The organism is Pseudomonas sp. Z003-0.4C(8344-21) (genome assembly GCF_900104975.1).
In the GTDB taxonomy this organism is placed as follows: Bacteria; Pseudomonadota; Gammaproteobacteria; order Pseudomonadales; family Pseudomonadaceae; genus Aquipseudomonas; species Aquipseudomonas granadensis.
Genome location: NZ_LT629756.1, coordinates 6,093,774 through 6,113,381, shown reverse-complemented (window position 1 = coordinate 6,113,381; position 19,608 = coordinate 6,093,774). Strand labels below are relative to the sequence as shown.

Annotated in this window: 15 protein-coding genes; 6 read left to right on the top strand and 9 right to left on the bottom strand. The window is 60.3% G+C overall.

The window, feature by feature from the left end:
• On the top strand, nt 1-481 hold a 481-nt coding region (locus BLU24_RS27485; protein WP_157720880.1), incomplete at its 5' end, for an amino acid ABC transporter ATP-binding protein.
• Complete coding sequence (locus BLU24_RS27480; protein WP_093106316.1) at nt 478-1,350, top strand: transporter substrate-binding domain-containing protein; 873 nt, start codon at nt 478-480, stop codon at nt 1,348-1,350. The genes BLU24_RS27485 and BLU24_RS27480, both read left to right, overlap by 4 nt.
• 196 nt (nt 1,351-1,546) lie before the next feature.
• On the opposite strand, the gene BLU24_RS27475 is transcribed toward BLU24_RS27480, so the two are convergent.
• The gene (locus BLU24_RS27475) at nt 1,547-2,743 is read right to left on the bottom strand and encodes an AAA family ATPase (RefSeq protein WP_093106311.1); all 1,197 of its coding nucleotides are present in this window, start codon (nt 2,741-2,743) and stop codon (nt 1,547-1,549) included.
• 146 nt (nt 2,744-2,889) lie between these two features.
• Here BLU24_RS27475 and BLU24_RS27470 point away from each other — a divergent pair, with 146 nt between their 5' ends.
• From BLU24_RS27470 to BLU24_RS27460, 3 genes are read left to right on the top strand one after another with little or no spacing between them, the layout of a single operon-like run.
• A complete protein-coding gene (locus BLU24_RS27470) occupies nt 2,890-3,993 on the top strand; it encodes an efflux RND transporter periplasmic adaptor subunit (protein WP_090288227.1) in 1,104 nt (367 codons plus the stop codon).
• Nucleotides 3,990-5,054 (top strand): efflux RND transporter periplasmic adaptor subunit, encoded by a 1,065-nt coding sequence (locus BLU24_RS27465; protein WP_090288229.1) that lies wholly within the window; start codon nt 3,990-3,992, stop codon nt 5,052-5,054. The genes BLU24_RS27470 and BLU24_RS27465 overlap by 4 nt, the downstream gene beginning before the upstream one ends.
• Nucleotides 5,051-8,104 carry an efflux RND transporter permease subunit gene (locus BLU24_RS27460; protein WP_093106307.1) on the top strand — a complete coding sequence of 1,018 codons (3,054 nt, stop codon included), beginning with the start codon at nt 5,051-5,053 and terminating at the stop codon, nt 8,102-8,104. Before BLU24_RS27465 ends, BLU24_RS27460 begins: the two co-directional genes overlap by 4 nt.
• A gap of 98 nt (nt 8,105-8,202) precedes the next feature.
• On the opposite strand, the gene BLU24_RS27455 is transcribed toward BLU24_RS27460, so the two are convergent.
• Both BLU24_RS27455 and BLU24_RS27450 read right to left on the bottom strand, forming a co-directional pair.
• Nucleotides 8,203-8,832 carry a class I SAM-dependent methyltransferase gene (locus tag BLU24_RS27455; RefSeq protein WP_093107035.1) on the bottom strand — a complete coding sequence of 210 codons (630 nt, stop codon included), beginning with the start codon at nt 8,830-8,832 and terminating at the stop codon, nt 8,203-8,205.
• Between the two features lie 109 nt (nt 8,833-8,941).
• Nucleotides 8,942-9,298: a DUF6124 family protein gene (locus BLU24_RS27450; RefSeq protein WP_093106302.1), complete on the bottom strand. Its 357-nt coding sequence runs from the start codon at nt 9,296-9,298 to the stop codon at nt 8,942-8,944.
• Nucleotides 9,299-9,868: 570 nt separating this feature from the next.
• Here BLU24_RS27450 and BLU24_RS27445 point away from each other — a divergent pair.
• Nucleotides 9,869-12,772 carry an RHS repeat-associated core domain-containing protein gene (locus tag BLU24_RS27445; RefSeq protein WP_093107030.1) on the top strand — a complete coding sequence of 968 codons (2,904 nt, stop codon included), beginning with the start codon at nt 9,869-9,871 and terminating at the stop codon, nt 12,770-12,772.
• A 99-nt stretch (nt 12,773-12,871) separates the two neighbouring features.
• Here BLU24_RS27445 and BLU24_RS27440 read toward each other — a convergent pair whose 3' ends face one another.
• From BLU24_RS27440 to BLU24_RS27415, 6 genes are all read right to left on the bottom strand, one after another.
• Entirely contained in the window at nt 12,872-13,516 is a 645-nt protein-coding gene (locus tag BLU24_RS27440; RefSeq protein ID WP_093106298.1) for a methionine ABC transporter permease, read from the bottom strand.
• Complete coding sequence (locus BLU24_RS27435; RefSeq protein ID WP_093106293.1) at nt 13,506-14,627, bottom strand: methionine ABC transporter ATP-binding protein; 1,122 nt, start codon at nt 14,625-14,627, stop codon at nt 13,506-13,508. Before BLU24_RS27435 ends, BLU24_RS27440 begins: the two co-directional genes overlap by 11 nt.
• 2 nt (nt 14,628-14,629) lie before the next feature.
• Nucleotides 14,630-15,439: a MetQ/NlpA family ABC transporter substrate-binding protein gene (locus BLU24_RS27430; RefSeq protein WP_093106289.1), complete on the bottom strand. Its 810-nt coding sequence runs from the start codon at nt 15,437-15,439 to the stop codon at nt 14,630-14,632.
• Between the two features lie 125 nt (nt 15,440-15,564).
• Nucleotides 15,565-16,923 carry an LLM class flavin-dependent oxidoreductase gene (locus BLU24_RS27425; RefSeq protein ID WP_093106283.1) on the bottom strand — a complete coding sequence of 453 codons (1,359 nt, stop codon included), beginning with the start codon at nt 16,921-16,923 and terminating at the stop codon, nt 15,565-15,567.
• Nucleotides 16,923-18,116: an SfnB family sulfur acquisition oxidoreductase gene (locus BLU24_RS27420; protein WP_093106278.1), complete on the bottom strand. Its 1,194-nt coding sequence runs from the start codon at nt 18,114-18,116 to the stop codon at nt 16,923-16,925. Before BLU24_RS27420 ends, BLU24_RS27425 begins: the two co-directional genes overlap by 1 nt.
• Before the next feature lie 38 nt (nt 18,117-18,154).
• The gene (locus tag BLU24_RS27415; RefSeq protein ID WP_093106273.1) at nt 18,155-19,396 is read right to left on the bottom strand and encodes an SfnB family sulfur acquisition oxidoreductase; all 1,242 of its coding nucleotides are present in this window, start codon (nt 19,394-19,396) and stop codon (nt 18,155-18,157) included.
• Nucleotides 19,397-19,608 lie beyond the last annotated feature (212 nt).

Here is a 19,608-nt window from a genome sequence, read left to right as displayed (position 1 = left end):
GCTGCTCGGCCCGCTCAAAGTGCAAAAACGTCAGCGCGGCGAAGCGCAGCAGCAGGCCGAAGCCTTGCTTGCGCGCGTAGGCCTGGCGGACAAGCGCGACGCCTTCCCGCGTCAGCTCTCCGGTGGACAGCAGCAACGCATCGCCATCGTCCGTTCGCTGTGCATGAACCCGCGGGTGATGCTATTCGATGAAGTCACCGCGGCGCTTGATCCGGAAATGGTCAAGGAGGTACTGCAAGTGATTCAGGGCCTGGCACGCGAAGGCATGACCCTGCTGATCGTCACCCATGAAATGGCCTTCGCCCGCGCGGTGGCCGACCGCATCGTGTTCATGGATGCCGGGCGCATCCTCGAACAGACCCCGCCCGAGATTTTCTTTACGAACCCGCAAACCGCACGCGCGCAGCAGTTTCTGGAGAAGTTCTCCTTCGTGGCAACACTGCCGAAAACGAACCCGACCAAGGAACTGGAACTGTTATGAAAACTGCCGTTTTGTTACTGCCCCTGTTGAGCCTGGCCTTGCTGGCCGGTTGCAGCAAAACCGAAGAACCGGCGAAACCGAAAGTCGCCAGCGAGAGTGCTGCGCCGGCCGGTTATCTGGAAAAGATCAAGGCCCGCGACAAGCTGATTGTTGGCGTGTTCACCGACAAACCGCCGTTCGGCTTTGTCGACGAGAGCGGCCGTTACGTCGGTTTCGATACCGACATCGGCCGGCGTTTTGCCAAGGATCTGCTCGGCGATGAAAACAAGGTCGAATTCGTCGCGGTGGAACCGGCCAGTCGTATTCCGTTTCTGCAAAGCGACAAGGTCGACCTGATCCTCGCCAACATGACTGTGACACCGGAGCGCAAGGAAGCGGTGGAATTCACTAACCCCAATCTCAAGGTTGCGGTACAGGCCTTGGTGCCGCAGGGCAGCTCGGTGAAAAAACTCGATGATCTGGCGACTCGTACCACCATCGTCACAACCGGTACGACCGCCGATATCTGGCTGACCAAGACTCATCCGGACTGGAAGTTGCTCAAGTTCGAGAAGAATTCCGAGTCGCTGCAAGCCTTGGCCAACGGTCGCGGCGATGCCTATGCACAGGACAATCTGGTGCTGTTCAGCTGGGCCAAGCAGAATCCGGGCTATCGCGTGCTGGAAGAAAAACTCGGGGCCGAAGCGCCAATTGCGCCGGCGGTGAAGAAGGGCAATACCGAGCTGCGCGACTGGGTGAACAGCGAGCTGGCGAAACTGGGCGAGGAGAAATATCTGCTCAAGCTGTATGACCAGTATGTGCGCAAGGAGCTGAGCGATGACACCCGGCCTGAGAGTGTGATTGTCGAGGGAGGCAAGTGGCAGGGGTGATTGCCTGTGGGATCGGCGGTGAGGCTTGTCCCCTCACCCCAGCCCTCTCCCCAGGGAGAGGGAGCCGATCTTTGTGCTTTTCAAACCTGAGTTCGACCCGAGATTTTCAGGTAGACGCAACTCTCATAAACAACTCGGTCAGTCCCCTCTCCCTCCGGGAGAGGGTTAGGGTGAGGGGGTTTTTCGCTGGCACAGCTCAATCCGGCCAGTTCCAAGCCGGCTCATCCAGCACCCGCTGCCCAACCAGCCCGGTCTGCCCCAGCGTTTTCTCCAGCACGATGCAATTGCACTCGGGATCTTCCTGCAACGCCGAAATCAGCCGTCGTGCATGCGACACCACCCACACCTGACACTGCTCCGAGGCGCGAATGATCAGTCGTGCCAGTGCCGGCAGCAGATCCGGGTGCAGACTGGTTTCCGGCTCGTTGAGCACCATCAATGACGGCGGTCGCGGCGTCAGTAGCGCCGCGACCAGCAGCAGATAACGCAAGGTCCCGTCCGACAGCTCTGCCGCCGACAACGGCCGTAGCAAGCCTTCTTGATAAAACTCGATGGCGAAGCGTCCACCAGCCAGCGGTGCGATGTTCAGCCGCGCACCGGGGAAGGCATCACTGATCGCTGCGCGCAAGGCTTCGGGGTCGCCGATTTCGATGATGGTCTGCAAGGCTGCCGCGAGGTCGCGCCCGTCGTGGTGCAGCACTGGCGTGCGGGTGCCCAGTTGCGGCTGACGCACCGGCGCCTCGGCATCGCTGCGAAAATGATCATAGAAGCGCCAGCGGCGAATGAACTCGCGCATCTGAAACACTTCTGGCGAGCTGCGCAGGCTGCCAATCTGGTCAAACAGGCTGTCGAAGTTCGGCGTGTGCTGCGCCAGAACATCCCATTTGCGCTCGTTACGGGCGCGGATCATCGGCCCATCGCGATCCACCAACAGGCTCGCCGGGCGATACAGCGGTCCGGCCCAGATGCATTCGCGCTTGATTTGCGGGTCGAGGCTGAAACGCGAGGGAATTGGTCGCGAATGTTCTGGCAGCATGAAATGGCCATTGGAATCAGGCAGACCAAGGCTGATCGAATAACTGAAATCCTCCCCGGCAAACCCCAGGCGCAATCGCTTCACGCCCTGACGCACCGTCGGTTCGATCGCCACTTCACCGTTGCGCATGCGTCGGCTGATGGTTTCCGGCCCGGCCCAGAAGGTCGAATCCAGCCCACCCTCGCGGGCCAAGGCATTGACCACGCCACCCTGCGCGGTTTCCGCCAGCAGGCGCAGTGCGCGGTAAAGGTTGGATTTGCCACTGCCGTTGGGCCCGGTGATCAGGTTCAGACGCCCGAGCGGGATCACCAGTTTGTTGATCGAGCGGTAGTTGGCCACCGCCAGGGTGTTGAGCATGAAATCCTTCTCCAGGTGACTGCGGAACGTTCGCAGCATACCCGCAATGAGATAAATCTGTGCTTGACCCCTGCAACCGTGGAACCCTGTTCTAAGCTCTGAAGTCGTATCGTCTCGACAGCAGCATTAAAGGCCAAGGAGTGTGCATGGCGGGTCCCGGATTGAAAGTGCTGATGGCGTTGAGCGCCATGGTCTTGCTCACCGCTTGCGGCGACAAGAAACCCGCTCAGGAATACTTGCCACGGGTCTTTGTGCAAGAGGTCAAGCCCCAGAATTATGCGGCAGCGGTGACCCTCACCGGTGACGTGCAGGCGCGCGTGCAGACGCAATTGTCATTTCGCGTGGGCGGCAAGATCATCCAGCGCATGGTCGACGTCGGTGACCGCGTCACTGCCAAACAGGTGCTGGCCAAGCTTGACCCCAAGGATCTGCAGACCAATGTCGATTCGGCCCAGGCTCAGGTCCTCGCCGAACAGGCCCGCGTGAAACAGGCCGCGGCGGCCTTCGTCCGCCAGCAAAAACTGCTGCCCAAGGGCTACACCAGCCAGAGCGAATACGATTCCGCCCAAGCGGCGTTGCGCAGCAGCCAAAGCGCCCTGAGCGCCGCGCAGGCACAACTGGCCAACGCCAAGGATCAACTCAGCTATACCGCACTGATTGCCGATGCCCCCGGAGTGATCACCGAGCGTCAGGCCGAAGTCGGGCAAGTGGTGCAGGCCACCGCACCGATCTTCAGCCTGGCCCGCGATGGCGACCGTGATGCGGTGTTCAACGTGTATGAATCGCTGCTGGCCGAGCGCCCTGCGGACAATTCGATCGTGGTCAGCCTGCTCGATAATCCCGAGATCAAAACCACCGGCACCGTGCGTGAAATAACCCCGGCGGTATCGGCGCAATCCGGCACTGTGCAGGTCAAGGTCAGCCTCGACAAACTGCCGCCGGGCATGCAGCTCGGCTCGGTCGTCAGTGCCACAGCGAAAGGTGCGGGCAAGTCGGCGGTGGAGCTGCCGTGGTCGGCGCTGACGAAAAACATCAGCGAGCCAGCAGTCTGGATGGTCGATGACAAGGGCGAGGCGCAGTTGCATACGGTCACGGTCGGTCGCTATCTGACCGGCAAGGTGATCATCAGCGAGGGCCTGAAGGGCGGCGAGAAAGTCATCGTCGCCGGCGGGCAGCTGTTGCACCCCGGGATGAAAGTCGAAATCGCTGAAAACACTTACAAAGACCTGCAACCGGGAGCGCAGCCATGAAGCGTCTCGGACTGTTTTGCCTGGCGCTGCTGCTGGGCGCCTGCTCGGAAAAGGAAACGCCGCCGGAACCAGTGCGTCCGGTTTTGTCGGTCAAGGTCGAAGCGTTGAGCGAGGAAAATCTCGGGCGTTTCGCCGGCAGCATTCAGGCGCGTTACGAGAGCAATACCGGTTTCCGCGTTGGCGGGCGCATTGCCAGTCGTAATGTCGATGTCGGCGCCGAAGTACAGAAAGGCACGTTACTCGCCACCCTCGACCCGTCCGACCAGCAAAACCAGCTGCGTTCGGCCGAGGGTGATCTGGCCAGGGTTCAGGCGCAATTGATCAATGCGCAGGCCAACGCGCGCCGGCAGCAGGCGCTGTTCGATCGCGGCGTGGGTGCACAGGCGCAACTGGACGTTGCCACGACCGACCTGAAAACTACCCAGGCTTCGCTGGATCAGGCGCGCGCGGCGGTCAACCAGAGCCGGGATCAACTCGGCTACACCGAACTGCGCGCCGATCACAAAGCCGTGGTCACCGCGTGGAACGCCGAAGCCGGGCAGGTGGTGACCGCCGGCCAACAAGTCGTGACGCTGGCTCAGCCGGACATCAAGGAAGCGGTGATCGACCTGCCGGATACCTTGGTCGATCAGCTTCCGCCCGACGTGGTGTTTTCGGTGGCCGCGCAACTCGACCCGAGCATCAACACCACGGCGATCATCCGCGAAATCGAGCCCCAGGCGCAGAGCGCCACACGCACGCGCCGGGCGCGTTTGACCTTAACCGACACCCCGGACGGTTTTCGCCTCGGCACGGCGATCAGCGTGACCCTCAGTTCGGCGATCAAACCGCGCATCGAATTGCCCGCCACCGCGTTGCAGGAGGTCGAAGGCAAACCGCGGATCTGGGTGATCGACACGCAAAGCAAAACCGTCAGCCCCCGCGACGTCACGGTGATCAGCCGCACCGACAGCAGCGTGGTGCTGGCCGGCGGCGTGAAGAACGGCGAGCGCGTGGTCAGCGCCGGCGTCAACAGCCTCAAACCCGGGCAATCGGTAAAACTTGACGAGGACAGTCAATGAAAGGCTCTTTCAACCTCTCCGAATGGGCCCTCAAGCATCAGTCATTCGTCTGGTATCTGATGTTCGTCGGATTGCTCATGGGGGTGTTCTCCTATTTCAATCTGGGCCGTGAAGAAGACCCATCGTTTACCATCAAGACCATGGTCATCCAGACCAAATGGCCCGGCGCGACCCAGGACGAAACCCTCAAGCAGGTCACCGACCGCATCGAGAAAAAACTCGAGGAACTCGACTCGCTCGATTACGTGAAAAGCTACACGCGCCCCGGCGAATCGACGGTGTACGTGTACCTGCGCGACACCACCAGCGCCGAAGACATTCCGCAAATCTGGTACCAGGTGCGAAAGAAGATCGATGACATTCGCGGGCAGTTTCCCCAAGGGATTCAAGGGCCGGGGTTCAACGACGAGTTCGGCGATGTGTTCGGCTCGGTCTATGCGTTTACTGCCGACGGCCTGACCATGCGCCAATTGCGCGATTACGTGGAGCAGGCCCGCGCCGAGATTCGCAGCGTGCCGGGGCTGGGCAAGATCGAAATGGTCGGCCAGCAGGACGAAACGATTTACCTGAACTTCTCCACGCGCAAACTCGCCGCGCTGGGCATCGATCAGCGTCAAGTGGTGCAAAGCCTGCAGTCGCAGAACGCGGTAACGCCGGCCGGGGTGATCGAGGCCGGGCCCGAGCGGATTTCCGTGCGCACGTCGGGGCAGTTCGCTTCGGAGAAGGATCTGGCCGAGGTCAATCTCAAGCTCAACGACCGTTTCTATCGTCTGGCCGATATCGCCGACATCCGTCGCGGCTACGTCGACCCGGCCACGCCTGAATTCCGCTTCGACGGCAAACCGGCCATCGGTCTGGCGATTGCGATGCAGAAGGGCGGCAACGTTCAGGAGTTCGGTAAAGCGCTGCACGAGCGCATCGACCAGCTCACCGCAGATTTGCCGGTGGGCGTCGGTGTGCACACGGTGTCCGATCAGGCGGTGGTGGTGGAAGAAGCCGTCGGCGGCTTCACCAGCGCCTTGTTCGAGGCGGTGATCATCGTGCTGGTGGTGAGCTTCATCAGCCTTGGCGTGCGCGCTGGGCTGGTGGTGGCGTGCTCGATTCCGCTGGTGCTGGCGATGGTATTTGTATTCATGGAGTACAGCGGCATCACCATGCAGCGGATTTCCCTCGGGGCGTTGATCATTGCCCTCGGCCTGCTGGTGGACGATGCGATGATCACCGTGGAAATGATGGTCACGCGTCTGGAAATGGGTGAAACCAAGGAGCAGGCGGCGACGTTCGCCTACACCTCGACGGCATTTCCAATGCTCACCGGTACGCTGGTGACGGTGGCCGGGTTCGTGCCGATCGGCCTCAACGCGAGCTCCGCCGGTGAATATACGTTCACGCTGTTTGCGGTGATTGCCGTGGCGATGATCGTCTCGTGGGTGGTGGCGGTGTTCTTTGCGCCGGTGATCGGCGTGCATATCCTCAGCGACAAGGTGAAGGCGCATGACGCCGAACCGGGTCGCATCGGTCGCGCCTTCAACGGCGGCCTGTTGTGGGCGATGCGCAACCGTTGGTGGGCGATCGGCGTCACCGTACTGTTGTTCGTGCTGGCGGTGTTCTGCATGCGCTTTGTGCAGAACCAGTTTTTCCCCGCTTCGGACCGTCCGGAAATTCTCGTCGACCTCAACCTGCCGCAAAACGCTTCGATCGATGAAACCCGCAAAGCGGTGGACAAGCTCGAGGCCACGCTCAAGGGCGACCCTGACATCGTGCGCTGGAGCACCTACATCGGTCAGGGCGCGATTCGTTTCTATCTGCCCCTCGACCAGCAATTGCAGAACCCGTATTACGCGCAACTGGTCATCGTCAGCAAGGATTTCGAGGCCCGCGAAGCGCTGAGCCAGCGCCTGCGCGAGCGCTTGCACAAGGACTTCGTCGGCATCGGCAGCTACGTGCAGGCGCTGGAAATGGGCCCGCCAGTCGGGCGTCCGATCCAGTACCGGGTCAGCGGCAAGGACGTCGATCAGGTGCGCAAACATGCGATCGACCTGGCCACTGAACTGGACAAGAACCCGCATATCGGCGAGATCATCTACGACTGGAATGAGCCGGGTAAAGTCCTGCGCGTTGACATTGCTCAGGACAAGGCCCGCCAGCTCGGGCTGTCGTCGGAAGACGTGGCGAACCTGATGAACAGTATCGTCAGCGGCTCGCCATTGACCCAGGTCGATGATGATATCTACCTGATCAACGTGGTCGGCCGCGCGGTGGACTCCGAACGCGGTACGCCGGAGACCCTGCAGAACCTGCAGATCGTCACGCCAAGCGGCACCTCGATTCCGCTGCTGGCGTTCGCCACCGTGCGCTATGAACTGGAGCAGCCGCTGGTGTGGCGTCGCGACCGTTTGCCGACGATCACCATCAAGGCTTCGGTGCGCGATGAGATCCAGCCAACCGATCTGGTGAAACTGCTCAAGCCATCGATTGACGCTTTCGCGTCGAAACTGCCGGTCGGCTACAAGGTTGCCACCGGCGGTACCGTCGAGGAAAGCGGCAAGGCCCAGGGGCCGATTGCCAAGGTCTTGCCATTGATGCTGTTCCTCATGGCGACCTTCCTGATGATCCAGTTGCACAGCGTGCAAAAGATGTTCCTGGTGGCCAGCGTCGCGCCGCTGGGGCTGATCGGCGTGGTGCTGGCGCTGGTGCCGACCGGCACTCCGATGGGCTTCGTGGCAATTCTGGGGATTCTTGCGCTGATCGGCATCATCATCCGCAACTCGGTGATTCTGGTGACGCAGATCGATGAGTTCGAGCAGAAAGGCTATGCGCCATGGGATGCGGTGGTGGAAGCGACCGAGCACCGGCGCCGGCCGATTCTGCTGACCGCCGCCGCGGCGAGCATGGGCATGATCCCGATCGCTCGCGAAGTGTTCTGGGGGCCGATGGCCTACGCGATGATCGGCGGGATCGTAGTGGCGACGTTGCTGACGCTGCTGTTTCTGCCGGCGCTGTATGTGGCCTGGTACAAGATTCGCGAGCCGCAGAAGGAAACAGAGTAAAAGCGAGCGCTGCGCACTCATCGCGAGCAGGCTCACTCCCACAATTGCAATGCGCGCTCCTGTGGGAGCCAGCCTGCTGGCGATGGCGTCTTGATGGACTATGCAGATTTACGCCAAACACTCGCCAACCAAGGCTGTTGCTCGCGCGGCAGCCCCGCTGGCCGGTAGTAATGCTCCAGCTCGACAAACCCCGCCGCCGTCAGCAAACCTTGCCAGGCCTGGAGATCGTGATACGAGCCATAGCGCGGCCCGTTCCAGCCCTCCCGGTTATCCCCGCGTGGATTGGAGCTGAACAACACACCGCCCGCTTTCAACGCACCGTGCAATTGCTTGAGCACTCGCGGTAATTCCTGCAACGGCACATGAAACAACACCGCGTTGGCGAAGATCCCGTCGAAGCGCTCCGCCGGCAGATCCAGCTTGAGGAAATCCTGCTGCAATACCTCGCAGCCGCTGTCCTCACGGGCCATGCGGGCAAATTCCTCGGAACCGTCCAGCCCGACAGCGATGTGCCCCATACGGGTAAACGTCTGCAAATCCCGCCCCGGCCCGCAGCCGAAGTCCAAGATGGTAAACGGCGCCAGGCCCTGGATATGCCGCAGCAACGCATCGATGTTCTGACTGACATCGTGGTCGCGGGTGCCTTCGCGGAAGTCTTCGGCCACCGCGTTGTAATGACCGAGCGTCGTGGCGGTGATCTGTTCGAGGTCGCTGGGCGTTTGCTTCATCATCGATGCTGCTTTAGGCGGAGGAAGAAAGCGGACTATAAGCTTTTTCGCCGGCAAAAAAACGCCGCCTGCGCTGCTGCCAGCGCCGGCGGTGATTGAAAGCCTGGACTCAGTGCTGCTTCGCGCCCAGGCAATCGATCGAGCGGTCCATCATCGCTTTGGCCATCTCCAGCAGATGCCAGACCGAGAACACCATGGCTCGATCCGCGCCCCCGAGCTGATCGCCGCATTGATGGACAGTCACCGAAGCGCAGCGCAGCAGATCGGCGACATACAACTGGGCGTCCTCCAGCGTTACGTCTTCGCTGATGCTGTAGACACGTTTCTGTCCGGCTACCGTGACGTGATTGCCGGCCAGATGGGAGTCAACGGCGCGGCACAGTGCAGAGCGATCCTTGAGCAAATCCTCGGTGAACCGCTTGGTGGAGGTAAGGCTGAGTGGCGGATCGGCAAGATTTTTTTCCACGGGTAAACTCCTGACTTCAAGTGGGGAGCCAACCATTTCGCGACTAAACGAGCAGGACGGCGGCTGCACGCGGATCAGTCGCCGGCCGCCGGTTATCGGCGCACCCGAAAGTGCCCTGCGCACAGCCAACATCGGACAGCTTGAAGCTCTGCCGAGGTCAGGCCTGACCGCACGCCCAGCGAATCCGGACAACTGAATCCGGTCACCGCCAAGCAGTGACGAGCGGAGATTAGCTACAGGATATTTCGGGTACAAGCGGGCAAATCATTCTAGGAAGCGTCCTGCAAACCCGCGTGGATCGGGCTGGCGAAACGATAAATATTGCGTAGGACGGGTCTGATTTTTACGGAGGGCATTGCCCAAATGCGTGCGATCACATGGATCTTCTTGATGGCCACCTGCCGCCATCGAACATAGCGCTTATTCAGCCACCGCGCCAGCCCTGTCCATATACGATACGTGCGCGCATAAGCCGGAAAACCTGGCTGAAAGCAACTGGTAGTTCTTACAGTATCGGGCCAGAGAAAACAGGTTCAGTCTTGGTGCATGGCGCCAGGGACTCGCGTAGCCGTGAACACTCACCATCACACCGCCACTCCGACCTTGTCGGTCCTTGACTCGCGCGCATTGGCGATTCGCGGCGTTGCCTACTACCGGCATCCGGAAAAACCGGACATCGAATCGCGCATCACTCGGCAGAGCTTCGATGAGGCGGGGCGGCAGGTGGCGTCGTGGGATCCACGTTTATATGGCGCTGCGCCGAAGCCAAATCTGGCCGCTGTCTACGCGTTGAGCGGGCAAGGGCTATTCACAGACAGTGTCGACGCCGGATGGCAGGCGTGCCTGTTGAACGAAGCGGGTTCGTTGTGTGCTGTCTGGGATGCGCGGGGCAGTCAGAGCCATCACCAATACGATGAGCTGCAACGGCCGGTCGCCCTCACTGAGCAAGCGCACAACGGGCCGTCTCGCGTAGTCGAGCGCTGGACCTATGGAGAAGCCACCGATGATGCCGCCCTGCGCAATCAGTGCGGTCAACCGATTCGTCATGACGACCCGGCCGGCAATCGACACTTCGATGACTACGGCCTCGGCGGGTCAGCACTGGTGGAATCGCGACGCTTTCTGATTGAACTGGAAACACCGGACTGGCCCCTCGATCCGGACCGCCGAGATGAGTTTCTCGAGGAGAAAAACTACGTCACTCGACAGTCTTTCAGCCCCACAGGCGACCTGCAGCATCACACCGACGCGGTGGGTAATATCAGAACGCAGCATTACAACATGGCCGGGCAATCTGCCGCGATCTGGCTGTTACAGGCCGGCGAGGGCAGGCAGCCGCAGTGCCTGGTCAGCGCCATCCGTTACAACGCGCAGGGTCAGATCGAAAGCGAAACGGCCGGCAACGGCATCGTCGCCCGCTCCGAATACAGCCGCGATGATGGCCGGTTACTCAGATTGGTCGCCAGTGTCGGTGCGCAAGAGCCGTTGCAGGATCTGAATTACACCTATGACCCGGTGGGCAATGTCACCAGCCTGGAAGATAAAACCCAGGCTGTGTCTTACTTCAACAATCAGCGGATCGAGCCGGTCTGTCGATATCGCTACGACAGCCTTTATCAACTGGTCGAGGCCCGGAGTTGGGAAGTCAGTAATCCGAGCCACGGCCCGGCATTGCCGGATCTGTTACCTACACCGCTGGACCCCAATCAGCGGCGCAACTACACACAGACATTCGACTATGACGCGGCGGGTAATCTGATCACCCGTCATCACAGCGGTGCGCCTGGGTTTTCGATGTTTACTTCGGCGTACAACAACCGAAGTCTGGGCCAGCGCGATGACGGTAATTTGCCCGGGGAAGCGGATATAGCGTCGGGATTCGATGCGGCGGGTAATCAGCTCGAGTTGCAACGCGGTCAGGCGATGACGTGGAACGAGCGTAATGAGCTGAGCCAGGTAGTACTGGTTCAACGCGAGGCAAAAAACGGTGACGCCGAATGCTTCAGTTATGAGCGTCCCGGACATCGATCGCGCAAAGTATTCATCCGACAGACTACGGTCCGAATTTTGAATAGCGAGGTTCGTTATTTTTCCGGTCTTGAATTACACCGTAGTGCCGAAGGTGAAGAGCATCAAGTGATCGAAATCGGAGTCGGTCGATCTTCTGTGACACTGTTGCACTGGCCTGGCGGCAGACATCCAGACCAACTGCGCTTTGGCTATGACGATCTCGTCGGCTCCTGCACTCTGGAGCTTGATGCGCAAGGCTGTGTTCTGACACTGGAACAGTATTATCCGTTTGGAGGCACCGCCTGTTGGGCTGGAAAAAATGCGGCTGCGGCGGCATACAAGAGCACTCGATACTCTGGCAAGGAGCGAGACGCCACGGGGCTTTATTACTATGGCTACCGATATTACGCGCCCTGGCTGCAGCGATGGATCAGCGCGGATCCGGAGGAGGACGGATTGAATTTGTACGCAATGGTCACAAACAATCCGACAACCGCTGTTGATCCCGACGGTCGCAAGCGAAGCGATGCGCAGGATCGTTGGCGCAGAGCTTATGCGGGAGTAGTGGCTTCAAGAGACGGTGTCTGGGTACGCACCGTGGCGAAGGGGATTATTGCAGTCGATATTGTCGGCGGTAATGAACTGTTCAAGCGGATGGGAATGAATTTGAATCGCCCTGTCATTGGCGATAGAACGCTTGCCTACCTGTCGCTTGATTCGACATTGCAAAGCAAAGTTGCGGGAGCAAAAACAGGATTTCGTCTGAATACTGCGCCGGGGCAGGACATCAAGGCGCAAGCAGCCATTCAGGATGCGGGTGTCGTTGCCTATGTAAACGGCGGCTTTTTCAATATGGGTAACCAGGCCAGCAGGCACGTTTCCCCCTTTGCGCCAATTGGCCCAAGCAAGATTGGTGGTAAAAGCCGGATTTACGTCCCGGTGCCTTCAGACTATCGAGAGCATTTCGTGACGGTTCAAATGAGAGACGGATCGAGTATTGAATCCGGGCCCGTGGTCTCACGAGGCGGTACAGCTGTTTTCCCTGAAAGCCTGTTAGGTCTTACCAAGTTTCTCTTCAACCCGAAAAACAATCAGCCGGGGAAGTTGGGTCACGCAGGTTCACCCAACATTCGCTCCGGTATCAGTAGGCCCGGCGGATCAGAGCACGGGCAGCGTACGCGTTTGGCATGGGGCGGCAGCACCGGGCGCAGCGAAGCAGCAACAGGCTATACCATGCCCGAATGGTCCAGGGTAATGGCCAGACTTGATGGGATGAGCGGGGCTAATGGATGGTCAGTGAACCTCGATGGCGGTTATTCGGCCGGAATCGGCGTGGTTGGAGCACAGGGCGAATTGCTTTACAGAAGACCACAGGAAGGATCGTCCGACAGATCCATCGCCAACTTCATCGCTTATTACGAAAAGCCCCCCAAGCAGAACTTTTTCAAAAAATGGTTCACCTGAATGGCGACGCCCGACTTGTGTAGGTACGCCGCCAAGGGGCGGCCCATTTCCAAAAAGATAACTGACTTTGGTTAAAGGGCTGCGACCATTGATCTCGCCTCAACGCTTGTTCAACCCCCGAGCTAACCGATCCCCACCCAACTGAATCACCGCCACCACCGCCACCAGCAACACAATCACCGTCAACATGATCTGGCTGTCAAAGCGCTGATAGCCGTAGCGATAAGCGATATCCCCCAGGCCCCCGGCGCCGATCGCCCCGGCCATCGCTGACGAGTTGATCATCGTCACCAGGGTAATGGTGAAGCCACCGACAATCCCCGGCAGCGCCTCGGGCAACAGCACATGCCAGACGATGTGCCAGCGCCGGCAACCCATCGCCTGCGCGGCTTCGATCAAGCCATGATCGACCTCGCGCAGACTGACCTCGGCAATACGCGCAAAGAACGGTGTTGCGGCGATGGTCAGCGGCACCACGGCGGCCCAGACTCCGTAGGTGGTGCCGACAATCAGCCGGGTGAACGGAATCAGCGCGACCATCAGAATCAGAAACGGGATCGAGCGGAACAGATTGACGAAGGCGCCCAATGCACGATTCAGCATCGGCGCTTGGTAGATGCCGCCCTTGTCACTGGTGACCAGAATCACCGCCATGGGAATGCCCACCAGCAATGCGATCAACGACGACACACCGACCATCAGGAACGTGTCGATAAAACCCTGCCACAAGCGCTCAACCCACATAGCCCATTACCTCCACGCGTTGTGCCCATGGCGCGGCGCGTTCGCGCAATTGCTCGGCGCTGTACGAGGAACCGCTGACTGCCAATAACAGTTGCCCCAGCGCATGCCCCTGAATCCGTTCCACGCCGCCCTGCAACAGCTTGACCCGACCGCTCAATGCAGCGAACAAGGCCGCCAGATCCGGTTCGTCGCTGGCGCTGCCGGTGAACTGCAAGCGCAGCACTACAGCGTCGCTGGCGGAAGTCGATTGCGCGAGCAAACGGCTGTGCAATTCTTCCGGCAAGGCGTGTTGCAGCGGCGCAAGCAGGGTCTGGCTGACCTCGTGCTGCGGATTACCGAACACCTGCCAGACCGGGCCTTGCTCGACGATCCGACCATGCTCAAGCACCACGACGCGGTCGCAGATCTCGCGGATCACCGCCATTTCATGAGTGATCACCACAATGGTCAGGCCGAGGCGTTTATTGATCTCGCGCAGCAGGGCGAGGATCGATTGCGTGGTCTCCGGATCGAGCGCCGAAGTCGCTTCGTCGCACAGCAGAATGTCCGGGTCGTGCACCAGCGCACGGGCGATACCGACGCGCTGTTTCTGTCCCCCCGAAAGCTGTGCCGGATACGCCTTGTGCTTGCTCTGCAGGCCGACCAGCTCGAGCAGTTCGCGGACCTTTTGCTCGCGTTGCCGTTTCGGTACACCCGCGACTTTCAGCGGCAACTCGACGTTCTGCCAAACGGTCTTGGCCGACATCAGATTGAAGTGCTGGAAGATCATGCCGATGCGCCGGCGCAACGCGACGAGACGGTCTTCGTCGAATTCGCCGATGTCGACCTGATCGATCAGAACGCGCCCCGACGTTGGTTGCTCAAGGCGATTGATCGTGCGGATCAACGACGACTTGCCGGCGCCGCTACGGCCGATGATGCCGAACACTTCGCCGCGCTGAATCGCTAGGTCAATGCCCTGCAAGGCGGCGACCGGACCTTGACGACCGTTGTAGGTTTTGCCCAACCCGATGAAGCGCACATGGGCACGGTTCAGCTCGGGATGCAGCTCGGTTTGTTCAGCAGTGTGTGGCTCTGGAGTCTCCAGTCGCCGTTGGATCGCGGCGGTCATGCTCAGCTTTCCCAACCGGCTTGATAGAGCCTGCCGTGGGCTTTATCCAGCGCTGCGCGAACGGCCGGCGAATGCTGGTAGATGTCGACGAATTTGATCAGGCGCGGATCGGTTTTGCTCTTCGGCTGAATGACGAACTGAATCACGTATTCCTTGTGATCGAGGCCGTCGAACAGCAGCGCCGAACCGGCATCGAAGGTCTTCGCCAAACGAATGTAGGCCGGGTAGCCCTGGACCAGATCGGCGTCATCGTAGGCGCGCACCAGTTGCACGGCTTCGACCTGGAGAATCTTGATTTTCTTCGGATTGGCGACGATGTCATCCTCGGTGGCTTTGTAGCCGACGCCTGGTTTGAGCGTGATCAAACCGGCCTTGGCCAGCAATTGCAGACCGCGACCGCTGTTGATCGGATCGTTGGCGATGGCAACGCTGGCGCCCTCCGGTAACTCGGCGAAGCTTTTGTATTTTTTCGAGTACAGACCGACGTTGTTGATGATCCCCGGCGCGAACGGCACCAGATCAAAACCCGACGCGGCTTTGGCGTTTTCCAGAAACGGAATGTGCTGAAAATAGTTCACGTCGATATCGCCGGCAGCGAGGCTGACGTTGGGCGCGATCCAGTCGGTGAACTCCACCAGCTCTACCTTCAGACCCTGTTTGGAGGCCTCTTCGACGGCCGCTTCCAGCGGAATGGCGAAGGCGGCGGTGGTGCCGATTTTCAAGGGTGCATCGGCGGCAAATACTGCCGAGCTGAACAGGCCGAGGGCCAGGGCCAGTGCTTTGACTGGGTGGGAGAGCAGATTCTTGGTCATGATGAGTTATCCAGTCCGTGCATGAATTTGTGGTGTATTGGATGGCATCATCGCTGGCAAGCCAGCTCCCACAGGTTTTGTGAACGGCACAGACCCTTGTGGGAGCTGGCTTGCCAGCGATGCTTTTAGCGGCGAAACGCGGAGCCTGTGTGTCGCTCGGGCAACTGCGCCCCTTCGTGAAACAGCTTTTCGCGCAAGGTGCCGCTGTCATACGCGGTCTTGTACGAGCCGCGCCGCTGTAGTTCGGGAATCACCAGGTCGATGAAATCCACATAGCTTTCCGGCGTGACGATGCGGGTCAGGTTGAAGCCATCCAGCCCGGTTTCGGCGATCCACGACTCCAGCTCGTCGGCCACTTGTTCAGGCGAGCCGACCACGGTGATGTAGCGGCCACCGAGGGCGTGCTGGTCGAGCAATTTGCGCCGGGTCCAGTCGTTGTTCTGCAGGGTTTTGGTGGCCGACTGGATCGCGTTGCTTTTCACGTACTGGATCGGTTCGTCGATTTCGTACCGGGAGAAGTCGATGCCGGTGGAGGCGGAAAAATGCGCCACGCCGGCCTCGGCGCTGGCGTAGCCGAGGTATTCGGCGTGCTTGGCCCAGGCCGCTTCTTCGCTGGCGCCGACAATCACATTAAGGCCCATGAACACCTTGATGTCTTCGGGGTTGCGTCCCGCAGCAACCGCACTGGCGCGGACCTTGTCCACTTGTGCCTTGGTCGACGATTTGTTCTGGCCGCTGATGAACACGCACTCGGCGTGGCGCCCGGCGAACTGCAAACCGCGCTCGGAACTGCCGGCCTGAAACAGCACCGGCGAACGCTGCGGCGACGGTTCGCACAGGTGATAACCCTCGACCTGGTAGAACTCGCCCTTATGCTCGACCTTATGGACTTTGTCCGGCTGCGCGTAGATGCGCTGCGCGCGGTCGTTGAGCACCGCGCCATTTTCCCAACTGCCTTCCCAGAGTTTGTAGAGCACCTGTAAATACTCGTCGGCCTGGTCGTAACGGCGGTCATGTTCAACCTGCGCGCTGAGGCCCATGGCTTTGGCGGCGCTGTCGAGATAGCCGGTGACGATGTTCCAGCCCACCCGGCCACGGCTCAAATGATCGAGCGTCGACAGACGCCTGGCGAACAGATACGGCGCTTCGTAGGTGAGATTGGCGGTGAGGCCAAAGCCGAGATTTTTCGTCACAGCAGCCATTGCCGAGACCAGCAGCAAAGGGTCGTTGACCGGCAACTGGATCGCCTCTTTCAGCGTCACGTCGAGCGAGTTCTGGTAGACGTCATACACCCCGACGATGTCGGCGATGAACAAGCCGTCGAACAGGCCGCGTTCGAGCAATTGCGCCAGTTCGGTCCAGTATTCGATCGTGTTGTAACGGGTCGAGGTATCGCGCGGATGCGTCCACAATCCGTGATTGATATGGCCGATGCAGTTCATGTTGAACGCGTTGAGCAGAATCTTCTTTTTCGCCGCGCTCATCAGATCGTCCCTCGCAGCGGAGGCTTTTCGTCGTTGAGGTAATAATTGCCGACCGCGTGATATTTCCAGCGCACTGGGTCATGCAACGTGTGCACCCGGGCGTTGCGCCAGTGGCGGTCGAGGCCGTGCTCGGCGAGGGTGGCCTGGCTGCCGGCCAGCTCGAACAATGTGCTGCCCGCCGCCAGCGATATTTCCGTGCTGATCGCGCGTGCTTCGGCGACGGCGATTGAGGCCGCTGCAACGGTTTCGGCGTTGGTGTCAGCCTGTGCGGCATCAAGGAATTCGCCGGCACGTTCAAGCAGGGCTTCGCTGGCGTGCAGGCGGATACTCAGGTGACCGAAGCTCTTCAGGGTCAGCGGGTCCTCGGTGGCTTTGTCATTGCCGGAGTCGATCCACGGCCGCGTCTTGCTGCGCACGAAATGCAAGGCGTCCTCGTAAGCGGCGCGAGCGATACCGGTATCGATGGCGGCGTGAAGAATTTGTGCCAGCGGGCCGACCGTGGTCGGCCGTTCGAAAGCACTTTGAAACGGAAGCACGTCTTCAGCCGCGACGTATACATCTTCGAAGACTACCGAGCCGCTGCCAGTGGTGCGCTGGCCGAAACCACTCCAGTCGTCGATCACGCTCAGACCTTTGCTGTTACGTGGGACAAAGGCCAGTTGCTGCACGCCATTTTCGTCCACCACCGAGGTCGGAATGCGCTGCGCGTAAATCGCCCCGGTCGCGTAGAACTTGCGGCCGTTGATGCGATAACCATCGCCGTCGCGCTTGAGACTGGTTACGCGGTCGTGAGCGGTTTTAGTACCCAGTTCCGCCAAGGCATTGCCGAAACGCTGGCCGACGAGAACATCGGCGTACAGGCGCTGTTTTTGCTGCTCGCTGCCGTTGACCCGCAGCACTTCCAGTGCGTAGAAATGGTTTTGCGGAATCTGCCCGAGCGAACCGTCGGCCTGCGCGATCAGGGCGATGACTTTGGCCAGGGTCACGTTGGACACGCCAGCGCCGCCGTACGCCTTGGGCACGCTGATGCCCCACAGGCCGGAGCGGGAAAACCCCTCCAGCTCGGGCAGCGGCAGGCGCCTTTCACGATCGCGCAGGGCGCTGTCGCGTTGGAAATCTTCGGCCAGGTCGCTGGCGACGATCAGGGCTTGCTCATCGCTGGTGATGAGCGCGACGGGTTGGGAAAAAGTCATGTGCTTCTCCAGAGATCTGGTCAAAAGTGTTCTGGTCGTCAGATCCAGGAGTGACGAGCAGGCAGCGTGCCGTTGAGGCGATAGGCGCCGACCGCGTGGTATTTCCAGCGCACCGGGTCGTGCAGGGTGTGCACCCGGGCGTTGCGCCAGTGGCGGTCGAGGTTGAATTCGGCGAGGGTCGCGCGGCTGCCGGCCAGTTCGAAAAGCTTTTCGCTGGCAAGCAAGGAAATCTCGGTAGTCAGCACTTTCGCTTCGGCCACGGCGATCGACGCACGCGCGGCGGAGGCCGCGGTGATCGGTGCGGCGTGCACCTGATCGAGCACTTGGCCTGCCTTGCGCAGCAGCGCTTCGGCGGCATGCAATTCGATCTTCAGTTTGCCGATATCGGCGATCACGTAGAGGTCATCGCTGGCGCGATCGACCTTGGCGTCGATCCACGGCCGTGCACGGGTTTGGACGAATTCGATGGCATCGTCAATCGCGCCACGAGCGATGCCGGCATCAATGGCTGCCTGAATCAACTGCGACACGGCGCCCTGGGTGTTCGGCGTTTCGTTGATCTTCCAGTTGTCGATGACCAGGCTCGACTCGACGCGCACGTTGTTGAGCAAAATCGTGCCGCTGGCGGTGGTGCGCTGACCGAAGCCCGACCAGTCGTCGACGATGCGCAAACCCGGCGTGCCGCGCCGGACGAACGCCAGCACTTGCTTGCCTTCATCGTTCAGCGCTTTCACCGCCACCCAGTGCGCAAACAGCGCGCCGGTTGAGTAGAACTTCTGGCCGTTGATCAGATAGCCATCGCCATCGGCGGTGATCCGCGCTTTCAATTCCAGGGTATTTTTGCTGCCGCGTTCCGGGCCGGCGTTGCCGATGCGCCAGCCTTGCAGAACACTGTCGAACAACTGCTGTTTCTGCGCCGCGCTGGCGCAGCCGAGGACCAGATGAATGATGCCGAACTGGTTCTGCGGGATTTGCCCCAACGCCGGGTCGGCGGCGGAGATGATGGCGAAGACTTCCGCCAGCGTGACGAACGAAACCTGCGGGCCACCGTACTCGCGCGGGATGGCAATGCTGCCCAGGCCGCTGCGGGTGAACTGCTCGATTTCCGACCACGGCAACTTGCGCTGACGATCGCGTTTCGCCGCCTGAACGCGGGCGACCTGCGCCAGCTCATGGGCAGCCTTGATGGCCTGGGCGTCGTTGCGCAAGACCTGCGCGGGCAACAACAGCGGGGCGATGTCCAGATCCGACTGGACGTTTGCATCGGCCAGACTGGACATCAGTGCCACTCCCTGGCTGCACGCAATGCCCTGGCGATCTGCACTGGGGTGATTGACTTCCGGACCATACGACCTACCTCACATCTCATTGAAAACGCCGCAAGGTGCGGCGAACGAAGGAATGTCCGGTGGTCCGGTGTATATACCCTAAGCGCGTATAAATATTAAATAAACTAACTTTTAGGAATATGTATAGAAGGAGGGGGCGAACC

What these genes read in the sequence shown, in the direction of transcription:
- BLU24_RS27455 (WP_093107035.1), bottom strand. Translation starts at nt 8,832, where the DNA reads ATGAAGCAAACGCCCAGCGACCTCGAACAGATCACCGCCACGACGCTC.
- BLU24_RS27460 (WP_093106307.1), top strand. Translation starts at nt 5,051, where the DNA reads ATGAAAGGCTCTTTCAACCTCTCCGAATGGGCCCTCAAGCATCAGTCA.
- BLU24_RS27425 (WP_093106283.1), bottom strand. Translation starts at nt 16,923, where the DNA reads ATGAGCGCGGCGAAAAAGAAGATTCTGCTCAACGCGTTCAACATGAAC.
- BLU24_RS27415 (WP_093106273.1), bottom strand. Translation starts at nt 19,396, where the DNA reads ATGTCCAGTCTGGCCGATGCAAACGTCCAGTCGGATCTGGACATCGCC.
- BLU24_RS27470 (WP_090288227.1), top strand. Translation starts at nt 2,890, where the DNA reads ATGGCGGGTCCCGGATTGAAAGTGCTGATGGCGTTGAGCGCCATGGTC.
- BLU24_RS27465 (WP_090288229.1), top strand. Translation starts at nt 3,990, where the DNA reads ATGAAGCGTCTCGGACTGTTTTGCCTGGCGCTGCTGCTGGGCGCCTGC.
- BLU24_RS27435 (WP_093106293.1), bottom strand. Translation starts at nt 14,627, where the DNA reads ATGACCGCCGCGATCCAACGGCGACTGGAGACTCCAGAGCCACACACT.
- BLU24_RS27475 (WP_093106311.1), bottom strand. Translation starts at nt 2,743, where the DNA reads ATGCTCAACACCCTGGCGGTGGCCAACTACCGCTCGATCAACAAACTG.
- BLU24_RS27480 (WP_093106316.1), top strand. Translation starts at nt 478, where the DNA reads ATGAAAACTGCCGTTTTGTTACTGCCCCTGTTGAGCCTGGCCTTGCTG.
- BLU24_RS27440 (WP_093106298.1), bottom strand. Translation starts at nt 13,516, where the DNA reads ATGTGGGTTGAGCGCTTGTGGCAGGGTTTTATCGACACGTTCCTGATG.
- BLU24_RS27420 (WP_093106278.1), bottom strand. Translation starts at nt 18,116, where the DNA reads ATGACTTTTTCCCAACCCGTCGCGCTCATCACCAGCGATGAGCAAGCC.
- BLU24_RS27430 (WP_093106289.1), bottom strand. Translation starts at nt 15,439, where the DNA reads ATGACCAAGAATCTGCTCTCCCACCCAGTCAAAGCACTGGCCCTGGCC.